At 43.7% G+C, this 18,645-nt stretch carries 11 protein-coding genes; 2 read left to right on the top strand and 9 right to left on the bottom strand.

Annotated features, from left to right (window positions below):
• Positions 1 to 7: 7 nt before the first annotated feature.
• From DX073_RS01490 to DX073_RS01455, 8 genes are all read right to left on the bottom strand, one after another.
• Positions 8 to 4,789 carry a hypothetical protein gene (locus DX073_RS01490; protein ID WP_115004881.1) on the bottom strand — a complete coding sequence of 1,594 codons (4,782 nt, stop codon included), beginning with the start codon at positions 4,787 to 4,789 and terminating at the stop codon, positions 8 to 10.
• 140 nt (positions 4,790 to 4,929) lie between these two features.
• Positions 4,930 to 6,249, bottom strand: a complete 1,320-nt coding sequence (locus DX073_RS01485) for an MATE family efflux transporter (RefSeq protein WP_115004878.1) — start codon at positions 6,247 to 6,249, stop codon at positions 4,930 to 4,932.
• On the bottom strand, positions 6,239 to 6,949 hold the full coding sequence (locus DX073_RS01480) for an NBR1-Ig-like domain-containing protein (protein ID WP_115004876.1): 711 nt from the start codon (positions 6,947 to 6,949) through the stop codon (positions 6,239 to 6,241). Before DX073_RS01480 ends, DX073_RS01485 begins: the two co-directional genes overlap by 11 nt.
• 203 nt (positions 6,950 to 7,152) lie before the next feature.
• A complete protein-coding gene (locus tag DX073_RS01475) occupies positions 7,153 to 8,604 on the bottom strand; it encodes an ABC transporter ATP-binding protein (protein ID WP_115004875.1) in 1,452 nt (483 codons plus the stop codon).
• A 2-nt stretch (positions 8,605 to 8,606) separates the two neighbouring features.
• On the bottom strand, positions 8,607 to 9,407 hold the full coding sequence (locus tag DX073_RS01470) for an ABC transporter permease (RefSeq protein WP_220186698.1): 801 nt from the start codon (positions 9,405 to 9,407) through the stop codon (positions 8,607 to 8,609).
• Positions 9,408 to 9,452: 45 nt separating this feature from the next.
• Entirely contained in the window at positions 9,453 to 10,388 is a 936-nt protein-coding gene (locus DX073_RS01465; RefSeq protein ID WP_115006302.1) for an ABC transporter permease, read from the bottom strand.
• 116 nt (positions 10,389 to 10,504) lie between these two features.
• Entirely contained in the window at positions 10,505 to 11,665 is a 1,161-nt protein-coding gene (locus tag DX073_RS01460) for a zinc ribbon domain-containing protein (protein WP_181814343.1), read from the bottom strand.
• 435 nt (positions 11,666 to 12,100) lie between these two features.
• On the bottom strand, positions 12,101 to 13,663 hold the full coding sequence (locus DX073_RS01455; RefSeq protein ID WP_115004873.1) for an ABC transporter substrate-binding protein: 1,563 nt from the start codon (positions 13,661 to 13,663) through the stop codon (positions 12,101 to 12,103).
• Between the two features lie 701 nt (positions 13,664 to 14,364).
• On the opposite strand from DX073_RS01455, the gene DX073_RS01450 reads away from it, so the two are divergent.
• Positions 14,365 to 15,402: an IS110 family transposase gene (locus DX073_RS01450; protein WP_258556830.1), complete on the top strand. Its 1,038-nt coding sequence runs from the start codon at positions 14,365 to 14,367 to the stop codon at positions 15,400 to 15,402.
• 195 nt (positions 15,403 to 15,597) lie between these two features.
• On the opposite strand, the gene DX073_RS01445 is transcribed toward DX073_RS01450, so the two are convergent.
• Positions 15,598 to 16,881: an acetyl-CoA C-acetyltransferase gene (locus DX073_RS01445; protein ID WP_115004871.1), complete on the bottom strand. Its 1,284-nt coding sequence runs from the start codon at positions 16,879 to 16,881 to the stop codon at positions 15,598 to 15,600.
• A 334-nt stretch (positions 16,882 to 17,215) separates the two neighbouring features.
• On the opposite strand from DX073_RS01445, the gene DX073_RS01440 reads away from it, so the two are divergent.
• Positions 17,216 to 18,574 carry a 3-oxoacyl-ACP reductase gene (locus tag DX073_RS01440; protein ID WP_115004869.1) on the top strand — a complete coding sequence of 453 codons (1,359 nt, stop codon included), beginning with the start codon at positions 17,216 to 17,218 and terminating at the stop codon, positions 18,572 to 18,574.
• Positions 18,575 to 18,645 lie beyond the last annotated feature (71 nt).

Raw genomic sequence — 18,645 nt, 5'->3', positions numbered from 1 at the left:
GTAGCTCTTATAGGATAACTAGGTCGCTTTGAATGTATATCTGCAACTCATTATTATTTGTTGCCTGCCATACATCATATGCTTCACCGTTCTTGTCATTAATGGTCTGGTTGGTTTTGGTGAATTCACCTTGCTGACCGAGTTTTATTTTATCTCCGTCATCACCCCGAACATACAAGCCACCAACATTATCAAGGGTGTTCATATAGGATTGGTAGCTATCTGCACTATTAATGGTTAGTGTATTGATGGCTTTGCCATCAGCACTGGTCATGTCAATAGATTCGAAATCAAGCAAGTCTGATAGGCTTATTGAGCCAGCATTATTAACTTTTAAGCTGTCAAATCCATTACCGCCATTAATGCTTTGTCTTCCAGAATTGATACTACCTAAACTAACAATATCATCACCATCTCCGGTTTCAATACTCATAGAATTCTCACCTTTAATTGTAATGATATCATTGTTGATACCGCTTATTATCTTGGAGTTAGATGAGTGGAAGTTGGTGATAGAGCCGTTAATAGTAAGATGATTCACACCATCTCCAAGGTTTAAAGTAGCTACACCATCAGCATATCCAGCTCTATAATCACCTTCAATGATAATTGTATCATTGCCTTCTTCGGCAAATAAAGAAGCGCCGTCAACCTTACCTTTTATGTGTAAATAGTTTGTACCACCACCTAATTTTATGTAATTAACCCCTGTAGTGCTAGCGTTAAAATTGCCATTAATAACTACTTTATCATCTCCATTACCTGCTTCTATATTAGTAGCAAAGGCATCCTTATTTAAAGTGATGACATTGTTACCATTCCCAGCGTTTACTTTCATTGAAAAAGCTTCCATCAAGTTAATCTCATCATTAGAGTGACCTGTGGTGATAACTGAATTTCTAGATTCACCGGCGATAGTTAATGTATTTTTACCATTCCCAAGAATAATATCACCCAAATTCTTACCACCTATTTTTATAACATCTGCACTGTTGGTGCTGTCAGAAATGTTTTCCGTGATAATATTGCCATGATTGTTACCCTTAATGACAACAGTATCATTATGATTACCGAGACTTATGTTGGAAGTATTATGTCCTTCAATGTCTAGGTAATTTTCTCCATTTCCCATTTTAATTAATCCTGAATTGGATGTCCCCTTGATGATAATGGTATCCTTGCCATCTAAGGTGGTTATGGAGCCAGTTACTCCTTTATAAATATTAATATTATTAGTACCACCTCCAGTGTTAATATTTACCCCCTCAGTATGACCATAAATATTTATATTATCATTACCATCTCCTGTGGAGATCCAGTTTGTAAATCCTGTTGAGAATTGACTCCCACGAACTTCTCCAGAGATTGTAATGTCATTGTTTCCATGACCTAAATCTATCATGGAACCCACAAGAAGATTTCCATTAACATCAAGAGTGTCGTCGCCATCTAATGCTGTAACATCAATCTGGATATTCTTGTAACTACTACCCTCTGGTCCTACATTTACTGTAATATTATTCATACCTCCACCAGCATGAATACTAGTTTTGTAAGGATCTAGAGCTGCACTGGTCGTAATATTAATATTGTCACTTCCAGAACCAGTGACATATTTATTACCACCACCTCCAATAGCTTTTATGCTATTATCGCCATCTCCCAAATCAATTATATTCAAATCATTGCTATCAGAAAGTTTGCTTTCATAAATAAAGCTATCATTACCTTCTAGTGCTGTAATTTTGCTATTTTCCATACGTCCTTTGACTACAATTTCATTGTTTCCATTACCCAAATGAACAGATGAATCGAACACGAACGTTCCGTCTTTTTCATAATCCTTATTGATGGTTAGAATGTCATGACCTGAACCTGTTTGGACATCTGCTTTAACCAGTTCGGAGTCGGCATCAAGTGTGATGGTATCACGACCTTTACCTGTAATAATACTTCCAGAAAAGTCATTTTTAGAAATGGCAATGCTGTTATTACCATCTCCTAAATTAATTTTAGCTGAACTTCTTCTGCCACTGTCATTAATATTAAGAATATCATTACCATCAGCAGTCGTTATGGTAGACCGAACTCCTGAGTTAATTGTAATCTCATTATCCCCACCGCCTAAATCGATGATGTTTTGTTTGCCTCTTTTTTCTCCATCATCGGAATGAATCGTTAGGCGGTCTATTGCATCTCCACCATAAATTTCACTGCCGGCAACTCGTCCGATGGTAGCTGTATTTACCATTCCTTTTTCGTCAGCAATATCTGTATTTAATGATGTTTTCCCATCAGAATAAAACTTTTTGTAGTCATCAATTTCAATTTGATTACCAGAAACTTGGTACGAACGTTTATAAATACCGCTACCCAAATCTAACAAACTTTCTTCCAAGTCCCTAAGTTCTGCCGTATCATTACCATTCCCCAAATAAATACGTGCATTCCCGATAAAGTTTTTAGCAATGATTTTATCATCACCTTTTTCCATAAATACACCGGCATAATGCTTGATGTCGTCAATGACTCTACCCGGTCTCTGATTGCCTAAATGACCATTGATAATATAGGTGTCATTTCCTTCACCGAAATGCACCGATGTGCCAAGCACCTGCCCTCCTTTTAGCTCTAAATGGTCATTACCATCAGCCAAGTCAAGATCACCAAATACATTGCCTCTAGAAGCTGCATTACCTACATATCCAACTTTGATAGTATCATCAGCATTTGTGGTTTTTATACCATCAGCGTGATGTTTGGTGTAATGTTCAGCTCCTGAACTGTCTGTGTAATAATCAGTATGATCTCTACTGGTCATTTCTTTCTCAGTTGGACCGCCCTGTAAATCCCATTTGTTATCAATAATGCGTGTATCAACATTAATGCCTTGAACCACCGCAACAGAAACATCAATAATTGTGACGTTCTGTGTTTTATCGCCAACTTTAATCGCTAAAGTTTCATCTCCTTCCGTCGCTTTATCGGCCACAATCGGTAAAGTAACACTAAACTCTTTTACCCCTTTTGGTACATTTAATGTGCCATCTGCATTTTGTTTAACACCATTACCAAAAACAACATTGCCATAATCCGCTTTTTCAACACCGCTAATGCTAAAAGCAACTTTATCATTACCGTTGGTATTATCAAGTTTTACCGTGGCAACCAAACTTTTACCTTCATCCACAGATTTTACAGCCTCAACTGTGGTAACCGTGGCTTTTGTAATAGTTGGAGTGGGTGGGATAGGTGCTGGTGTTACCGATGTATCATTGATATTAAGCATGGTTTGCTTATCGCCAACGCTAAGTGTGGCACTAACATCGCCTTCGGTTTTATTGTCAGCGATAACATCTAGGGTAATGGTAAATCTATCAACACCTTTGGGGATATTTAGCGTACCATCTTTATTGACAGTCACCCCATTAAATGTGACATTGTAATCTTTATTACTGCCAATATTGGTAGTAAGAGCAGGGTTGCCGTTGGGGTTATCTAGTCTTACGGTTAAGGTAATGCGCTCACCTTCATTAACCGATGGTTTTTCAGCGGAAATGCTGGTAACAGTGGCTTTTGTAATAGTTGGAGTAGGTGCTGGTGTTGTTGATGTATCCACCACTTGAACAGTAGCATTCTTTGAACCCACGCCAAGCACAAGATTTTGATTACCTTCCGTCGCTTTATCCGCCACAATCGGTAAAGCAACACTAAACTCTTTTACCCCTTTTGGTACATTTAATGTGCCATCTGCATTTTGTTTAACACCATTACCAAAAACAACATTGCCATAATCCGCTTTTTCAACACCGCTAATGCTAAAAGCAACTTTATCATTACCGTTGGTATTATCAAGTTTTACCGTGGCAACCAAACTTTTACCTTCATCCACAGATTTTACAGCCTCAACTGTGGTAACCGTGGCTTTGGTTGGCGTGGGTGTTGGGGTGGGTGTAGGAGTTGTTGAAGCATCAGCAATGCCCACAGCGACAGATTTATCACCAACTTTTAGTGTTAGAGTTTCATCTCCTTCCGTCGCTTTATCCGCCACAATCGGCAAAGTAACACTAAATTCTTTTACCCCTTTTGGTACATTTAATGTGCCATCTGCATTTTTAGTCACGCCATTTGAGAAAGTGGCATTGCCATAATCTGAACTCGCCACACCTGATAGGGCAAAAGCGACTTTATCATTGCCATTGGTATTATCAAGTTTTACCGTGGCAACCAAGCTTTTACCTTCATCCACAGATTTTACAGCCTCAACTGTGGTAACCGTGGCTTTGGTTGGCGTGGGTGTAGGAGTTATAGTAGGTGACGTAGGTGTTGGTGTTGTGGAATTTGAGTTGGTTGGTCTGTCCGAGTCATTACTTGCAGCAGCAATACCAACTACCCCAGCACCTAACAGTCCTAATAGCAGTGGACTATAATCATTTCCTGATAAAGCAGTGGAGCTAAGCTCAGCGGTTGTTATGGAGTCTATGCTTGCCTGTGAACTATTTAACCCATAAGAGCTAAATTGACCATCTTGAACACCGAGCACTTCCACATTCTCAGTGGTAAAATAATCTTTGATGACAAGATAGGTTTCATCGTCATCTTCTTTTTTGATGACCAGATCATTACCCTTTTTGGTGGTGCGTAGTTGTTTTGGAGACAGTTTGGTGTCCTTATCCAAGATGACAAAATCAACATTTGGCACTGCTTGAACTGACATGCTTTGATTGTCAATATCAAAGGTGCTGATTGCTTTTTGCGAAGATACGATATTTACGGTTGTATTTTTCATGAGAGCCTCTTGCTTGATGAAAATTTATGAAATTGCCACTTGTCATAACCGAGCATGACTGTTTTTTGGCAGATATAGTTATATCATAAATTTTCAGAAGCATCGTTCAAATTTCCGACGTTTTAAGGGGAGTTTGTAATTTATCTTGTGATAACACGCCAAAACCACCATCTAGATAAGACCCAGCCTATTCCATAAGACAAGGCAAGCCATTGCCAAATTTGATTGATGGTAAGATTATCACTAAAATTTATACCAAAAAAGCCGATGCCCCATAGTCCAATCATGGTAAATATGAAAGCCGACCAACCATGTCCAATGGCTCTTAGATAAAAAGCATTTAGACTGGCAGTACACTCAAAAACACCTCGCAATATCAATAAAGGTAATGCACCAAATATTAGCTCTTGTGAAAAAGTATCAATGTTGTAGTAGCCAACCCATAATGAGCTTGTACCATAGATGACTAACCCCGCTACCACGGCAAATCCTAAGAGTATCATTTCAGCGTATTTTATGGTTTTTAAAGTGGCAATAGAAGGGCTTGGATAACGCTGTCCAAGCCAAATGCTCATGGCAATCATTAGTGCAATCGGTAAGGATAAAAACAAATCATAAATATTACTCATAATCTCATGAGCGGCAAGCATGTTTTCATTAGCTACTGCCAACAGACTGATGATGATGGGAAATAGTGAGTATTCAGCCAAGTAGCTGGCACCAATGGGCAGTCCATATCCAAGCAATTGTCTAATTTCTGACCATTTTGCCCAAAAAGCGGTGATGGGAGTGTTATGTATGTAAGGATGGATGCGACGATAGCTTATGTATCCAACGATGACAAATACCAGCCAATAATACAGATTCGTTGACAGGGCCGTACCAGTCGTGCCTTGCCATGAATTGCCAAAATATCCCTGCACACATCCGTAGCCGATAATTATTTTAAAAGGCAGTGCCATCCATAAAATCTTAAAGACCACATCAGACATATCGATTGCTTGCAAGTAGGCAACCAATATACGAATGCCTAACACAGCAGGTACGCCCATGGTAATAACATAAAGATATTGGACTGCTAGGGTCTTTAAGTCGTCACTAATGGACAGCTGACGAATGCCTAGACTGCTAAACCATAACAGTCCCCATGCTACCACTGTCATGATGACCAACAACCAGCCAGACTGTATCAGTAAGGATGCAATGCCTGCGTTATCATTTTGTCCAAAACGTGGGGCGATGGCATAACTGGTTCCTTGCAATACCCCTTTGGCAGCCAAAATCCATAGTCCATAAAATGCATTAGCAAGAGCATAACCTGCAACGTTTGTGCTAGAGATGCCACTTAATAGATAAGTGTCAATGAGTGGGATAATGACCAATGTCATTTGAATAAGCCAAATTGAGCCTATCTGCTTAATCAAAATCGATGTAGTGCCGTCTTGATGACTATCGGACATGACTGATACCCAAAGTTTGCACTAATATTAGAGCTGATAGACCAATCCCTTTATCAAAACAATAATTACCATGCTCATCGATCATTTTCCAATAAGAAACATACTGTCCTGAGATGTTGGGGCTTATAAATTCTACCGAGATGGTAACGCATTCGCCAGGATGTGTTGTGGGGATGGCAACTTGATTAAAGAGTGGTGCAAGATGGTAATCAGCGGAATTTTGGTTGCTAGGATAGATAATGTCTATTTTGGGATTTTGACATGATAAAAAGCGGTTATGCCAGATTGTTTGACCGACATTTTGGATTGTCCAGCTTTTGATAAATCGGGTATTGGGGGCAATGAGCAAACCATCAGGCGGTGCTTCATCAACAAAAGCACTGGCATCTAATTTGCCCTCATGCGTGCTGTTGGTAAAATGCTGTTTTGAGATAACAGGATTGACCGCACCAATATCAAAATCTGCCCATTTCATCTGCAATAATATCTGTGGATGCACATTCATCGCCCGAGCTAGGCTGATGATTTGGCTCATGCGAGCATCTTTGGTGGGGTCTAATAAGGCATAGAGCGTGGCTTTGGCAAGCCCAGCATTACTGGCCAATCGCTCCATGCTAACGTTGTGCTGGGAGCAGTACTGACGAACATAAATGCTCAAGTTGGACATGAGTTTAGGGCAGGGTTGCTTTTGCTGAATCATATACGACACCAAAAGAATGGTTAAAACATCTGTAACATAATCTTTTATCCTATAATAAATTTGACACAAAAAGCAACAAAAATACACGTTATTTTTAAAAATCGTCAGAATTTTGAACGGTAATATTTTTAAATCATTTATCCTTATCTATTTTAAAAAATAAATAATCTAACAGCATCATCTATCGTACGTCTATTTATTTATCAGCTCCTTTTATAATCCGTCAAATCCACCACCATATCACAGTAATGCCGTGTCAAATCGTGGTTATGACTGACCATAACCAGTGTGCAGTTTTGGGTGCGACAGGCGTGCGTGAGCAAATCGAGCGTGGTTTTTTGGGTAATGGGGTCTAGGCGGTTGGTAACCTCATCGGCAAACAGTAGCACAGGTTTCATCATCAAAGCTCGCATGATGGCAATGCGTTGAAGCTCGCCCCCAGAGACGCTCTCGCTTGTACGGTGCAGTAGGTCAGGGTGGAGCTGTAAGGCTTCCATGAGCGGGGCGATTTGGCTTTTATCGAGACTATGGCGTTTGACCACGTCATCGATGAGCGTGCCGAGCGTGATGTTTTGGGCGAAAGCGGACGGCGGGTCTTGGTAGAGTTTTAGCACTTGGTGGCGTTTGGGTTTGGTGTGCCATGTCATCACCCCTTTGGATGGATTGATAAGCCCGCAAATGGCGTCCCCCAGCGAGCTTTTGCCGATACCGCTATCGCCGATGAGTCCCACCGCTTGCCCTGCGTGGAGTGTGATATCTAACCCGCTAAACAGCTCTTTGTTGCCACGACTGATTGCCACGTCTTTTAAGGTCAAAAGGGGCGTTTCAGTGGGGGCGATGCCCGCCTTTGTCCATGTGGCAGGGTTGGCACTCATCAGCTCTTTGGCGTAGTCGGATTTGGGATTTTGTAGGACGTCGGTGGCTTGCCCTTGCTCCAAGAGCTTGCCTTTTTTCATGACCATGAGCAGGTCATTATCGCCACTTAGACGGTTGGCGACTTCGATGTCATGCGTGATAGTCAAAAGGCAACCGCCTTGTTTGGCGACTTGGGCGAGCATATCCACGACAGCGATTTTATTGGTGTGGTCAAGCCCTTTGGTGGGTTCATCGGCGATGACCATATACGCCCCACTCACGGTGGCAGACGCAAAGGACGCACGTTGTGCCATGCCCCCTGACAGCTCATGGGGATAGTAGTCTTTGGCGTGGGCTAGCGAGAGTTGCTCTAAGGTGCGTAAGGTGGCGTCTTTAGCGGCAGAGTTATCGACTCGCTTGACAAAATGCAGGCTCTCCCAAATCTGGCGAAACACCGTCATGGTGGGGTCAAGCGAACGCACCGGTTCTTGGGGGAGCATGCTCAAATCACGCCCCCACAGCGTGGCAAATTGGCGTTCATCAAGCTCGCCTTGTCCGCCATGGAGTGTTTTGCCGTTGATGAGAATTTGCCCTTTGACCGTCAAGCCCTTGGGTAATGCCCCCATGACCGCTTGGGCAAGTAGGCTTTTGCCTGAGCCTGTCTCGCCTAGGATAGTCAAATTTTGCCCTTTTTTTATGCTAAGACTAATGGGCTCGACTAAGGTAGTACCGTCTGCGGTGTGGACGGATAAGTTATTGATTTGGATTAAAATATCTTGTGATGATTGGGTGTTTTGCATGATTAGCCGTCCTGTTTACCTGATAATAATTGAAAAGAAAGCACGAGTAAAAACACGGTGATAATCGGCAAAAAGAACACCAAAGGAGCTTCATAATAATAAGGAAACAGCTCGGTCATCATCAGACCCAACTCGGCGGTCGGTGGTTTAAGACCGACATTGACAAAGCCGAGTGTGGCAAGGGCTAGCACCGCATTACCCGCCCCAAATGCTGAGAGTGTCCACATGACAGGGGTGAGCCGTGGCAGATAGTGGCGTTTGATGATGTACCACAGCCCCATGTCCATGAGTGTACTGGCTTGTACTTCGCTCGATTTGCGTAGGTTTAGGCTCATCGCACGGGTCATCTTAAAAAACTCCACCCACATGACAAGTGATACGCCCAGATACAGCGACCAAAAACTGTTAGGAGCGATGGACGCAAACAGCAGGATAAACAATAAACCAGGTAGAGCCATGATACAATCACAGATAAAGTTAAAAAACTTATCCAAAATCCCGCCAAAAATCCCCGCCAGTAAGCCAAACAACAGCCCAAAGATGAGCGACACCCCCACCGAGCCGACAATGAGCGAGAAAGACAAGCGAATGGCGGACGCCAGTCGTGCCATCATATCACGCCCCAGATGGTCAGTGCCAAAGGGGTGTTCGCCACTCGGGGCAGATAGGATAACATCTAGGTTTTGCAGTGCCATGTCATAGGGACGTACGAGCGGACTGACGTAGGCAAAGCCGAGTAGCACCACCAAAATGACAAGTCCGATAAGCTGAGTGGGGGTTAGGTTTTTTAAGTATTTCATCATAATATTGGCAAGTTGATAATGGGGTTTGGCAAATGCTGATAAGGCTTAGTGAGCTTCATAACGAGGGTCGATGTAGCGATTGATGACATCCAAGATGGCATTTAACATCACGAACAGTCCGCCCATGACCAAAGCCGAACCTTGTATCATCGGTATGTCTCTGGCGATGATGGCATGGACTAGGGCATGACCGATACCCGGCCATGCAAATAGACTCTCCACGATGACTACGCCCTCGATGAGGTAGATGAGCTGTACCCCATGATAGGCAACAATGGGAATGGCAATGTTACGCACGCCATGCCGTCTAAACGCCTGCCAAGGGCTTAGTCCCTTTAATTTGGCAAATTCATAAAACGTAGAATCAAGCACCGCCACTGCCGCATTACGACTGACCCGAATGGACACCGCCGACAGACCCAAGGCGAGTGTGAGAGCAGGCAGGACGTAGTTAATCGGCTTGCCGTAGCCGATGGCAGGTAGCCATTTTAAATGCACCGCAAAGATGGTAATGAGTAGCACGCCAATGATAAAGGCAGGGGCAGAGCGGAGCAAGGTGGCGATAAATAAGGTAAAACGGTCAAAGACGCCATTAGGTCGCAGGGCAGAGAGTATGCCAATGGGCGGTGCGATGATGAGTGAGATAATCAAAGCGACAAAAGCGAGTGACAGCGTGTGCCCAAACTGGTGGGCTATCTCGTCCCACACGCTTGCCCCACTGACGAGCGAGTTTCCCAAATCCAAGCGGAGCAGGTCGCCAAACCATGCTATATACTGCTCATACCACGGCAAATCAAGCCCCAGTTCGGCTCGCACTTGGTTGGCAGAGCTTGCGGTAACTTGGTCGTAGCCATAGCGAGACGCAGCGATACGATACGCCATGTCGCCGGGCAGGCTTCGCATAAGAACAAAGGTCAAAGTGCCGACCGACCAGACGACCAAGAGCAGTTGGATAAGCCGTGATGTGAGTAGTTTTAGCATGATAATAATGATAAGCAAAATTGGACTATTATAATTTTTATTGATGATGAAAGCAAATGTAATAACATAATATTTTTTAAAATAGAAAACCCCACGCATGACATGGGGTTTGGTGTTTAGATTTGGGTGGGTGGAGTGTTGGGATTTGCAGGGGTGAAGACCTGTTCGTCCAAACGCTCCGCACGACTTGCCAAACCGCATTTAAAGCAATAATGATTAAAGGTGCTTTTACGGGTGGTGCAATTTGGGCAATATTCAAACAAATGTATCCCACAATGCGGACAAAAATCCAAATCGGTGTTGCTAAAATCGAGCGAGCGTTCACAGCTTGGGCAAATGCCCTTACCGATTTTGACATGAGCCTCATCATAGTCCATTTGTTGTTGGCGTTCGTTGCTGGATAAGGCTTCTTCGACTCGTTTGCGTTCTAGATAGGCATTCATCGCCCCAATGGCGTATTTGCCGACAACCACCGTTACGATAATCCCCACGCCATAACGAACATAACCGCCATAGTTGGGTAGATATGGCACAAGCTCCACAAAAAACGCAAATAAGGCAAAAAACACAAAGCCCCACACAAACGGCCATGCGTTGGTGTGGCGATAGCGTTTAAACAGATAACCTGCCAATAATAGCAGTGGCAAGGTAATCATCAAACGATAAATAAATACCTGCAATTCGGTGCGGTTGTTGTGGCTATTATAACCGTCCATAGCGTCCGCTTCCATGAGTGTGATTTTTCGTTCGATGTTTTCCACCGCTTGTCGTCTGTCAAGTTGGCGTTTTTCTATGGCGGACAGCTCACTTTGCAGGGCTTTTTCTTGGGCTTTTAACTCGTCAAGCTCGCTGGTGCGTTTGATGACTTCGGGGTTTTGGTCGGACTGCTCGGTAACAGAGCGTGTGGCAAGCCAATTCTCAAAACTCTCACGAGCGGTGGCGTAGGTGGTTTGTTGATTATCAAGCTCGTGTTTCTTTTGTTCCCATTCGTGGTCAATATCTCGTTTGGCATCGATTTGATGGTCTTTTTCTTGTTGGAGGGCATCATAGGCAGGGCGGTCGAAAACAAAATCAGACAGCTCCACAGACTCTGTGCTAATCATCGGCAAATCCGCCACGATTTTGCTCCCCAGTCCAATCAAAAAGCCAGCAAAAATTATCGCCACAATCCACAAAAAGACATTAAACCATTTTTCAGGTTGTCGCCCTGCGGTTTTGGCTTTTGGGGCGGGTTTAAAATTGGCTTTACCTTTTTTGTTCATGTTCTGTTCACTCATGATAAGCTCCAATGATGAAAAAATGACGAAATGATAAGGGTGTGTGGTTTCTAAAAGACTTCTTTCCAAACCCCGATTTTTGTGGATTTTTAAAAACTTCAACCCCAATACTTATAAGGGTTTATTTTTAGTTTGGAAAGAGATTTATTTTATAAAATAAGATGAGAATTTGATGATTTCAATCAATTTTTGCATGAAAAATGGCTATCCGACCACTTAACTGTGTGATTTTAAGATTTTTTACTTAATTTTTAAAATTAAGTGGTCGGATTGTTTTTCATCGTCAAAAACTTGTCTGATAGAAGACTCACAGCCTTTGTTTTTTCCTTGAAAAACGGGCGATTCCCCTTCTTTTTTAAACAGGTATTTTTCATTGCAAATACCAAAGGCAGGCACGCCCTATAAAAAAGACCGCATAACACGGTCTTTATGGGCTTACCATTTAAGCTGATTTAGGTTGTATTTACGCTCAAATGGGTCAAGGGTCAAGCCTTGTAAGGATTTATGAGCGGACGCACTTTGTTGGTAGTACACGACAGGGATAAGTGGACGCTCATCTGCCAAAATGGTGGCGACTTGTTTTTTGAGTTCATCTCGCTTGGCATCATCGGTCGTGGTGGCGATGTCATGTAAGGCTTGGGTGAGTGTGGGGTTTTGGTAATTCATCACGCCCCAGTCGCTCCCTTGTGGGCTTAAGTCGGATTGTAGTGAAGCTAGTGGGTCTGGGGTGTTGCCGTAGTTACGAGCGTACAGAGCCATTTGCAATGAACCGTCTTGGTGGGCTTTGGGAATTTCTGATGAGTTGGTGATATTAACTTGTAAATCCACACCGATTTTACGCCATTGGTCTTGTAAGGCGGTGGCGATAAGCGGTAACTCTGGGCGGTCAGAGAACGTGATGAGTGATATGGTAAAGGGCTTACCGTCTTTTTGTAGCACGCCATTTGCCCCTTCGGTAAAGCCATTGGCAAGCAGTTTGGCTTTAATGGCAGGATAATCAGGGGTGGATTTTGCCACGCCTGCCTGCCAACCGCCAAACATGGGTGGTAGTAGCTCATACGCCCCCGCATCGCCAATGCGTAGCACCGATTTGGCAATGGCTTCACGGTCTATGGCATCAGATAGGGCTTGGCGAGTGGTCTTATCGGCAAAGAGTGGATTGGCAATGTTCATCTTAATGGCAATGGTGCGAGCGAGCGTTTGGGTTGCCACTTGTAGGTCGCTGTTGTTTTGTAGGCGTTTTAGACTGGCACTGTCTAGGGTGTACACCAAATGGTCATCGCCACTCTCCACGAGTAGGGTGCGAGTCTCACTGCGAGAGTTGGCAAGGTAGTTAATGCGATTGATGTGGGCTTTTTGACCCCAATAGTCGGCATAAGCGGATTGTTCAATCTTTTGTGGTGGCTCAACCTTATCCGCCCGATACGCCCCTGTGCCGATGATTTTGGTGGCTTGCCCTTTATCATCAAAGGACGTTGGGGCTAGAATAATGGCGGTGGCGTGTGCCAAATAGGACGGTAGGGTGGTCAAAGGTTCGGCAAGAACGAACTCGACGGTTTTGTCATCGATTGCCTTGATAAGCTCGATATTGGCACTTTCTAGGGCGGTGGGCTTGTTTAGGGCGAGTGTTAGGCTATTAACCACTTCTTTGGCGGTCATGGGTGTGCCGTCATGGAATTTGACATCATCACGCAACGTAAATACCCATGTTTTGCCGTTGTCGGCGGTTTCCCATTTTTCGGCCAGGGCAGGGATAATCGCCCCTTTGTCGTCCACGTCCACGAGCGTCTCGCCAATACCCATACGCTGATAGACAAAGCCTGATGTGCTAGGGTCAGCATTGGTAATCTCCCAAGGGGTGACGACCGTGAGTGTCTTATCGCTCATGGCAGGCGTGGCGTTGTCTGTGGCGGTAGTCGCCTTGTCGTCATTACCGCAGGCGGTCAAGGCAAGGGCGGTGGCAAGTGAACAGGCTAGGGCAGTGTATTTAAAAGTCATGATAAAATCCTAAGGTCAGCCAAATGGCAAAAAGTAAGCTATGTTATTATATAACTTACAAAAATACAAGCTACTTATAAATAAAAAATGAACGAGCGTTGGAAATAAAAGAGTTTTTTAGGGAAAATGCGTGGGGATTGGCTTAAATATTTAAAAAATTATTTAACATAATCATATCTTTTTCTTAAAAACTTTATAAAGGAGAATTCCAATTTTTTCACTTTACCAAATTTTCCCCATGCTCTAATTTGCCAAATCCAAAAAACCTTTTTTACTTTATATTAATTTATTTAACATAATCCATTTTGTTTAGCAAACTATTAAAATGGAAAAAAATGAAAATTTAAACACATCATTATTTACCACGGAAAATCGAAAAATTCATTATTGGCAACTATTTGAAATGGTAGGGGAAATTGGATTTATTACTAATTGATGTATTTGAAAATTATAGCAAATTAATGCCAATTCACACCGATTCCACATTTTTTAATAAGGTTTTGGTGCGTAATACACACCTTTGTATACCCCCTTTTAAGGTATAATAAGCAAAAACCCGTTATCCACATCTTGTACGCACCTTAGAACCATAAGGGCAACCACCCAAGATTAAGTTCGTGTCGTAGCTTTAAGAGTGGATAACCTTTCATCAATCAAAACCGTACAGTTGATAGACTCTAAACCGAATACAAGGCAGGTTAATGATGAATAATGCTAAACAAACCAAAAATACCAAGCAAACCAAAACCAATGTAGCGAACAAGCCCAATGAACCCATTTACTGTGGCATTGATGTGGGCAAAAAGGTCTTTGTGGTATCACTTTCTTGTAAGGATAAAACCAAAACCTTTTCAAACACTGGGGGCGACATCAAACAAGCGATGGCTTATCTTAATACCAATGCAGGCACAAACCTAGCTTTGGTAGTACTTGAAAGTACAGGCGGATTAGAAATCCCCCTTGCCAAAGCCCTGTATCAATCAGGCTTTAATGTGGTGATTGCCAATCCTAATAAAACCAGCCAGTTTGCTAAGTCTTATTCTAATGCTAAGACAGATAACCAAGATGCCAAAATGCTTGCTCTTTATGCCAAGTTTTTAAGTCTTGATGAGAGCAAACTTACTCATTTGCTCTATGTCCCACCAAGCGAAGAGCAAGAACGCTTAGAGGCATTGGTAGTACGCCGTCATCAGCTTGTGGCAATGCGTGTACAAGAAAAGAACCGTATTTGGCAAATTCATCAAAGTCAGCTTGAGAGTGTTAAACAAGTCATTGCTTACCTTGATGAACAGATTGCTAAGTTAGAACAAGACATCGACACCCTAAGCAAACATTTTGATGACACCACAAAAAAGTTTAAAGACATCAAGGGGATTGGTGGTGTTACTGTCGCTACCTTGATGTCAATGTTACCTGAACTTGGTACATTAAGCAATAAAGAAATCGCCTCCTTAGTGGGCGTTGCCCCACACCCCAAAGAAAGTGGCACACTTAAATACAAGAGCCATTGCAAAGGGGGTAGGCAATCGGTTCGTAATGTCTTATACAATGCCACCAATGTGGCAAGACAATATGAACCCAAATTTAAACAGTTTTATGAGCGTTTGATAGGCAAAGGCAAACCCTTTAAAGTTGCCATCAACGCTTGTATGCGTAAACTCCTAATCGTCATTAACGCCATTGTTAGAAATGACAGTGTTTGGCAAGCGGATTATCATCTTAATCTTAGCGTTAAGTAACATCCACAAGCCAACAAAGTTAATGAGGGTTGGTGGTACTGTATTCTTTAGGGATACAGTTGCTACTGCCAATGGTGTATTTTGAAGTTAAATGATTGTAAATAAGCATAAATCCCATTTTATCGTTTAACACCCCAAATCAAAAACCCCAATCTGTCATGGATTGGGGTTTTTGATTTGGGGCAATTTTTGTGATTAACGCTCTAAAATACAAGTAACGCCTTGACCGCCGGCGGCACAGATAGAAATCAAGGCACGCCCTGAACCTTTTTGGGCGAGCAGTTTGGCGGCGGTTGCCAAGATACGTCCGCCTGTGGCAGCAAAGGGGTGTCCTGCGGCAAGGCTTGACCCATTGACATTGAGCTTACTGCGGTCAATGCTACCAAGTGGCTTATCTAACCCCAAGCGGTTTTTGCAGAAGTTTTCATCTTCCCAAGCGGCTAGAGTGGAGAGTACTTGACTGGCAAAGGCCTCATGAATCTCATAAAAATCAAAGTCTTGCAAGGTCAGACCAGCACGAGCGAGCATTTTTGGTACGGCATAGGCAGGTGCCATAAGCAGTCCTTCGGTCAGCCCGTTTTTACCCACAAAGTCCACAGCCGCCGTTTGTTGGTGAGTGATGTAGGCAAGCGGTTCAAAACCGTGCTCACTTGCCCAGTCATCACTGGCAAGTAGCACACAAGACGCACCGTCGGTCAGTGGCGTGGAGTTACCTGCGGTCATGGTTGGGTTGGCGTTACGCTTACCAAAGGCAGGTTTTAGCGTGGCAAGTTTATCAAGCGTGGTGTCTGCACGCAAGTTATTATCACGGTTTAGCCCTTTATAGGGAGTCATCAAATCATCAAAAAATCCTGAGTCATACGCACGAGCCAAATTTTGATGGCTGTTAAATGCCAACTCATCTTGGTCGGCACGACTGATGTTCCATTCTAGGGCGGTGATGGCTTGGTGTTCGCCCATAGATAGGCGAGTGCGTGGCTCACCATTGGCAGGGAATGACAGCAGGTCTTTGGGGTTGATGTGGGTTAGGGCGGTCAGTCGAGCTTTGGCGGTTTTGGCGTTATTGATGGCAAGCAGGGGCTTACGAATGCCGTCCCCGAGTGCAATCGGTGCGTCCGATGTCGTGTCCGTCCCACCTGCGATACCACTGTCGATGATGCCCAGTGCGATTTTGTTGGCGACGGCAAACGTGGCTTGCAAACCTGTGCCACACGCCTGCGAGATGTCATAGGCAGGGGTTGTGGGCGATAGGGCGGTGTTTAGCAGGGCTTCACGGGTTAGGTTCAAATCACGGCTGTGTTTTAAGACCGTGCCGGCAACCACTTCGCCAACCTCTTTGTCCGCCAAATTAAAGCGAGCAACCAAACCGTCCAACGCCGATGAGAGCATATCAATATTACTGGCGTCTGCGTACGCACCATTTGAGCGAGCAAAGGGAATGCGGTTTCCGCCAAGAATGGCAACTTTTTTGATGGTCATGACTTATCCTTAATGAAATGAATTGATAAAGGTAACAGGGTTTTGGCAGATGATTTTTAAGATAAGTTAAGGTAAAAATCTAATAAATTTGCACGAAATTATCCTAAAATCAATCTTATCAAAACCCAAAAATGACATCGTATCTATCATTTTAGCTTATCCTAGCTTATCATCATTTGACTTAAAAGGGAAAATGTTTTTTGCGTTCTTAACTAATTTTTTGTTATTTATTTAAAATTTATAACTTATTTTTATAATAGAGAAAATTTTGTGCCAACATTTATTTTTATGCTAGAATGGGGCTTATCGTATTTACAAACAAAAGGATACTCCTATGAGCGACCGTTATGGTGAATTGGTGCAATCAGGTCTGGGCAGAACTGTTGCAAAAAATCTGGGTTTGCCCACACCCATTAAACTTGACCGCTTTGAAGTAGGTCAGCCTGTGGTGCGTGGCGAAGTGGCATTTGGGGCGATAGGCGACAGTGATGTGAGCCGTAGTGTGAATGAGATTTTGACCGCATTGGACGCCAAAATCACCACTAATGATAAACTCGATGACCGCCTAACGGACGAGAACGTGCGTTTTAAAGTGGCGATTTTTGATGTTACCAACATCAAAGATACGGACGGCTTAAAGGCGGTGTATGAATTTTTCCATAAAATCGCCCGTCGCATCAAACCGTCTGGTCGGATTGTGCTGATTGCTCGCCCGTCTTGCTGTACAGGCACGGACATTGATTTTGCTTTGGCACAACGGGCGGTGTTGGGATTTGTTAAATCAGTCGCCAAAGAATTTAAAAAAGGCATTACCGCCAATGTCCTATACACCCAAGTCGGTGCCGAAAAGCACCTAGACCACGCCTTACGCTTTTTTATGTCGGCAAAATCGGCATATGTGTCAGGGCAAGCGGTCTATATCAAGGATAATGGCGATGAGCTGTCGCTGGTCGATTTTGACGAAACCAAATCCCTAAAAGGCAAAAAAATCCTAGTTACAGGGGCAAGTCGTGGCATTGGCGAGTCAGTTGCCAAAGTGTTGGCACGAGACGGGGCACAGCTGTACTGCTTGGACGTGCCTGCGTCTTTGGCAGATTTACAAAAAGTCGCTGGCAATTTGGGCGGTCATGCCTTGCCACTGGACATCACTCAAACGGACGCTGGCGAGCAGATTTTAAAAGCGTGTGGCGTGTTGGATGGTGTGGTGCATAACGCTGGTGTTACTCGTGATAAGACTCTAGCCAACATGAGTGCCGACAAATGGGATTTAGTGCTAAACATCAACCTAAAAGCCATTAGCACCATTAATAACTACCTACTTGCCAATAATGGCTTGTCCGAGTCGGCTCGTATCGTCTGTGTGTCTAGTATCTCAGGCATTGCCGGCAATCTGGGGCAAACCAACTACGCCATGAGTAAAGCAGGGGTTATCGGTCTGGTAGAAGCGACCGCCAAGAGTCTAGACGGTTCGGCACGCCGTATCAATGCGGTCGCCCCCGGATTTATTGAAACTAAGATGACCGGTGCCATTCCTTTTGCCATTCGTGAAGCCGGTCGCCGTATGAACTCAATGAGTCAAGGCGGTGAGCCTGTGGACGTGGCAGAGACGATTTCGTGGCTACTGTCGCCAAAAGCGTCAGGACTCAATGGTAACGTGGTGCGTGTGTGCGGTCAAAGCGTGCTTGGGGCGTGATTTTATTCATTGGTAAATTTTGATGTGAAACCATATAAGCCGTACACTTGTACATTTTTGATTTACATTCC

Source organism: Moraxella lacunata (assembly GCF_900453205.1).
In the GTDB taxonomy this organism is placed as follows: Bacteria; Pseudomonadota; Gammaproteobacteria; order Pseudomonadales; family Moraxellaceae; genus Moraxella; species Moraxella lacunata_B.
This window is presented reverse-complemented; position numbering and strand designations above follow the sequence as displayed.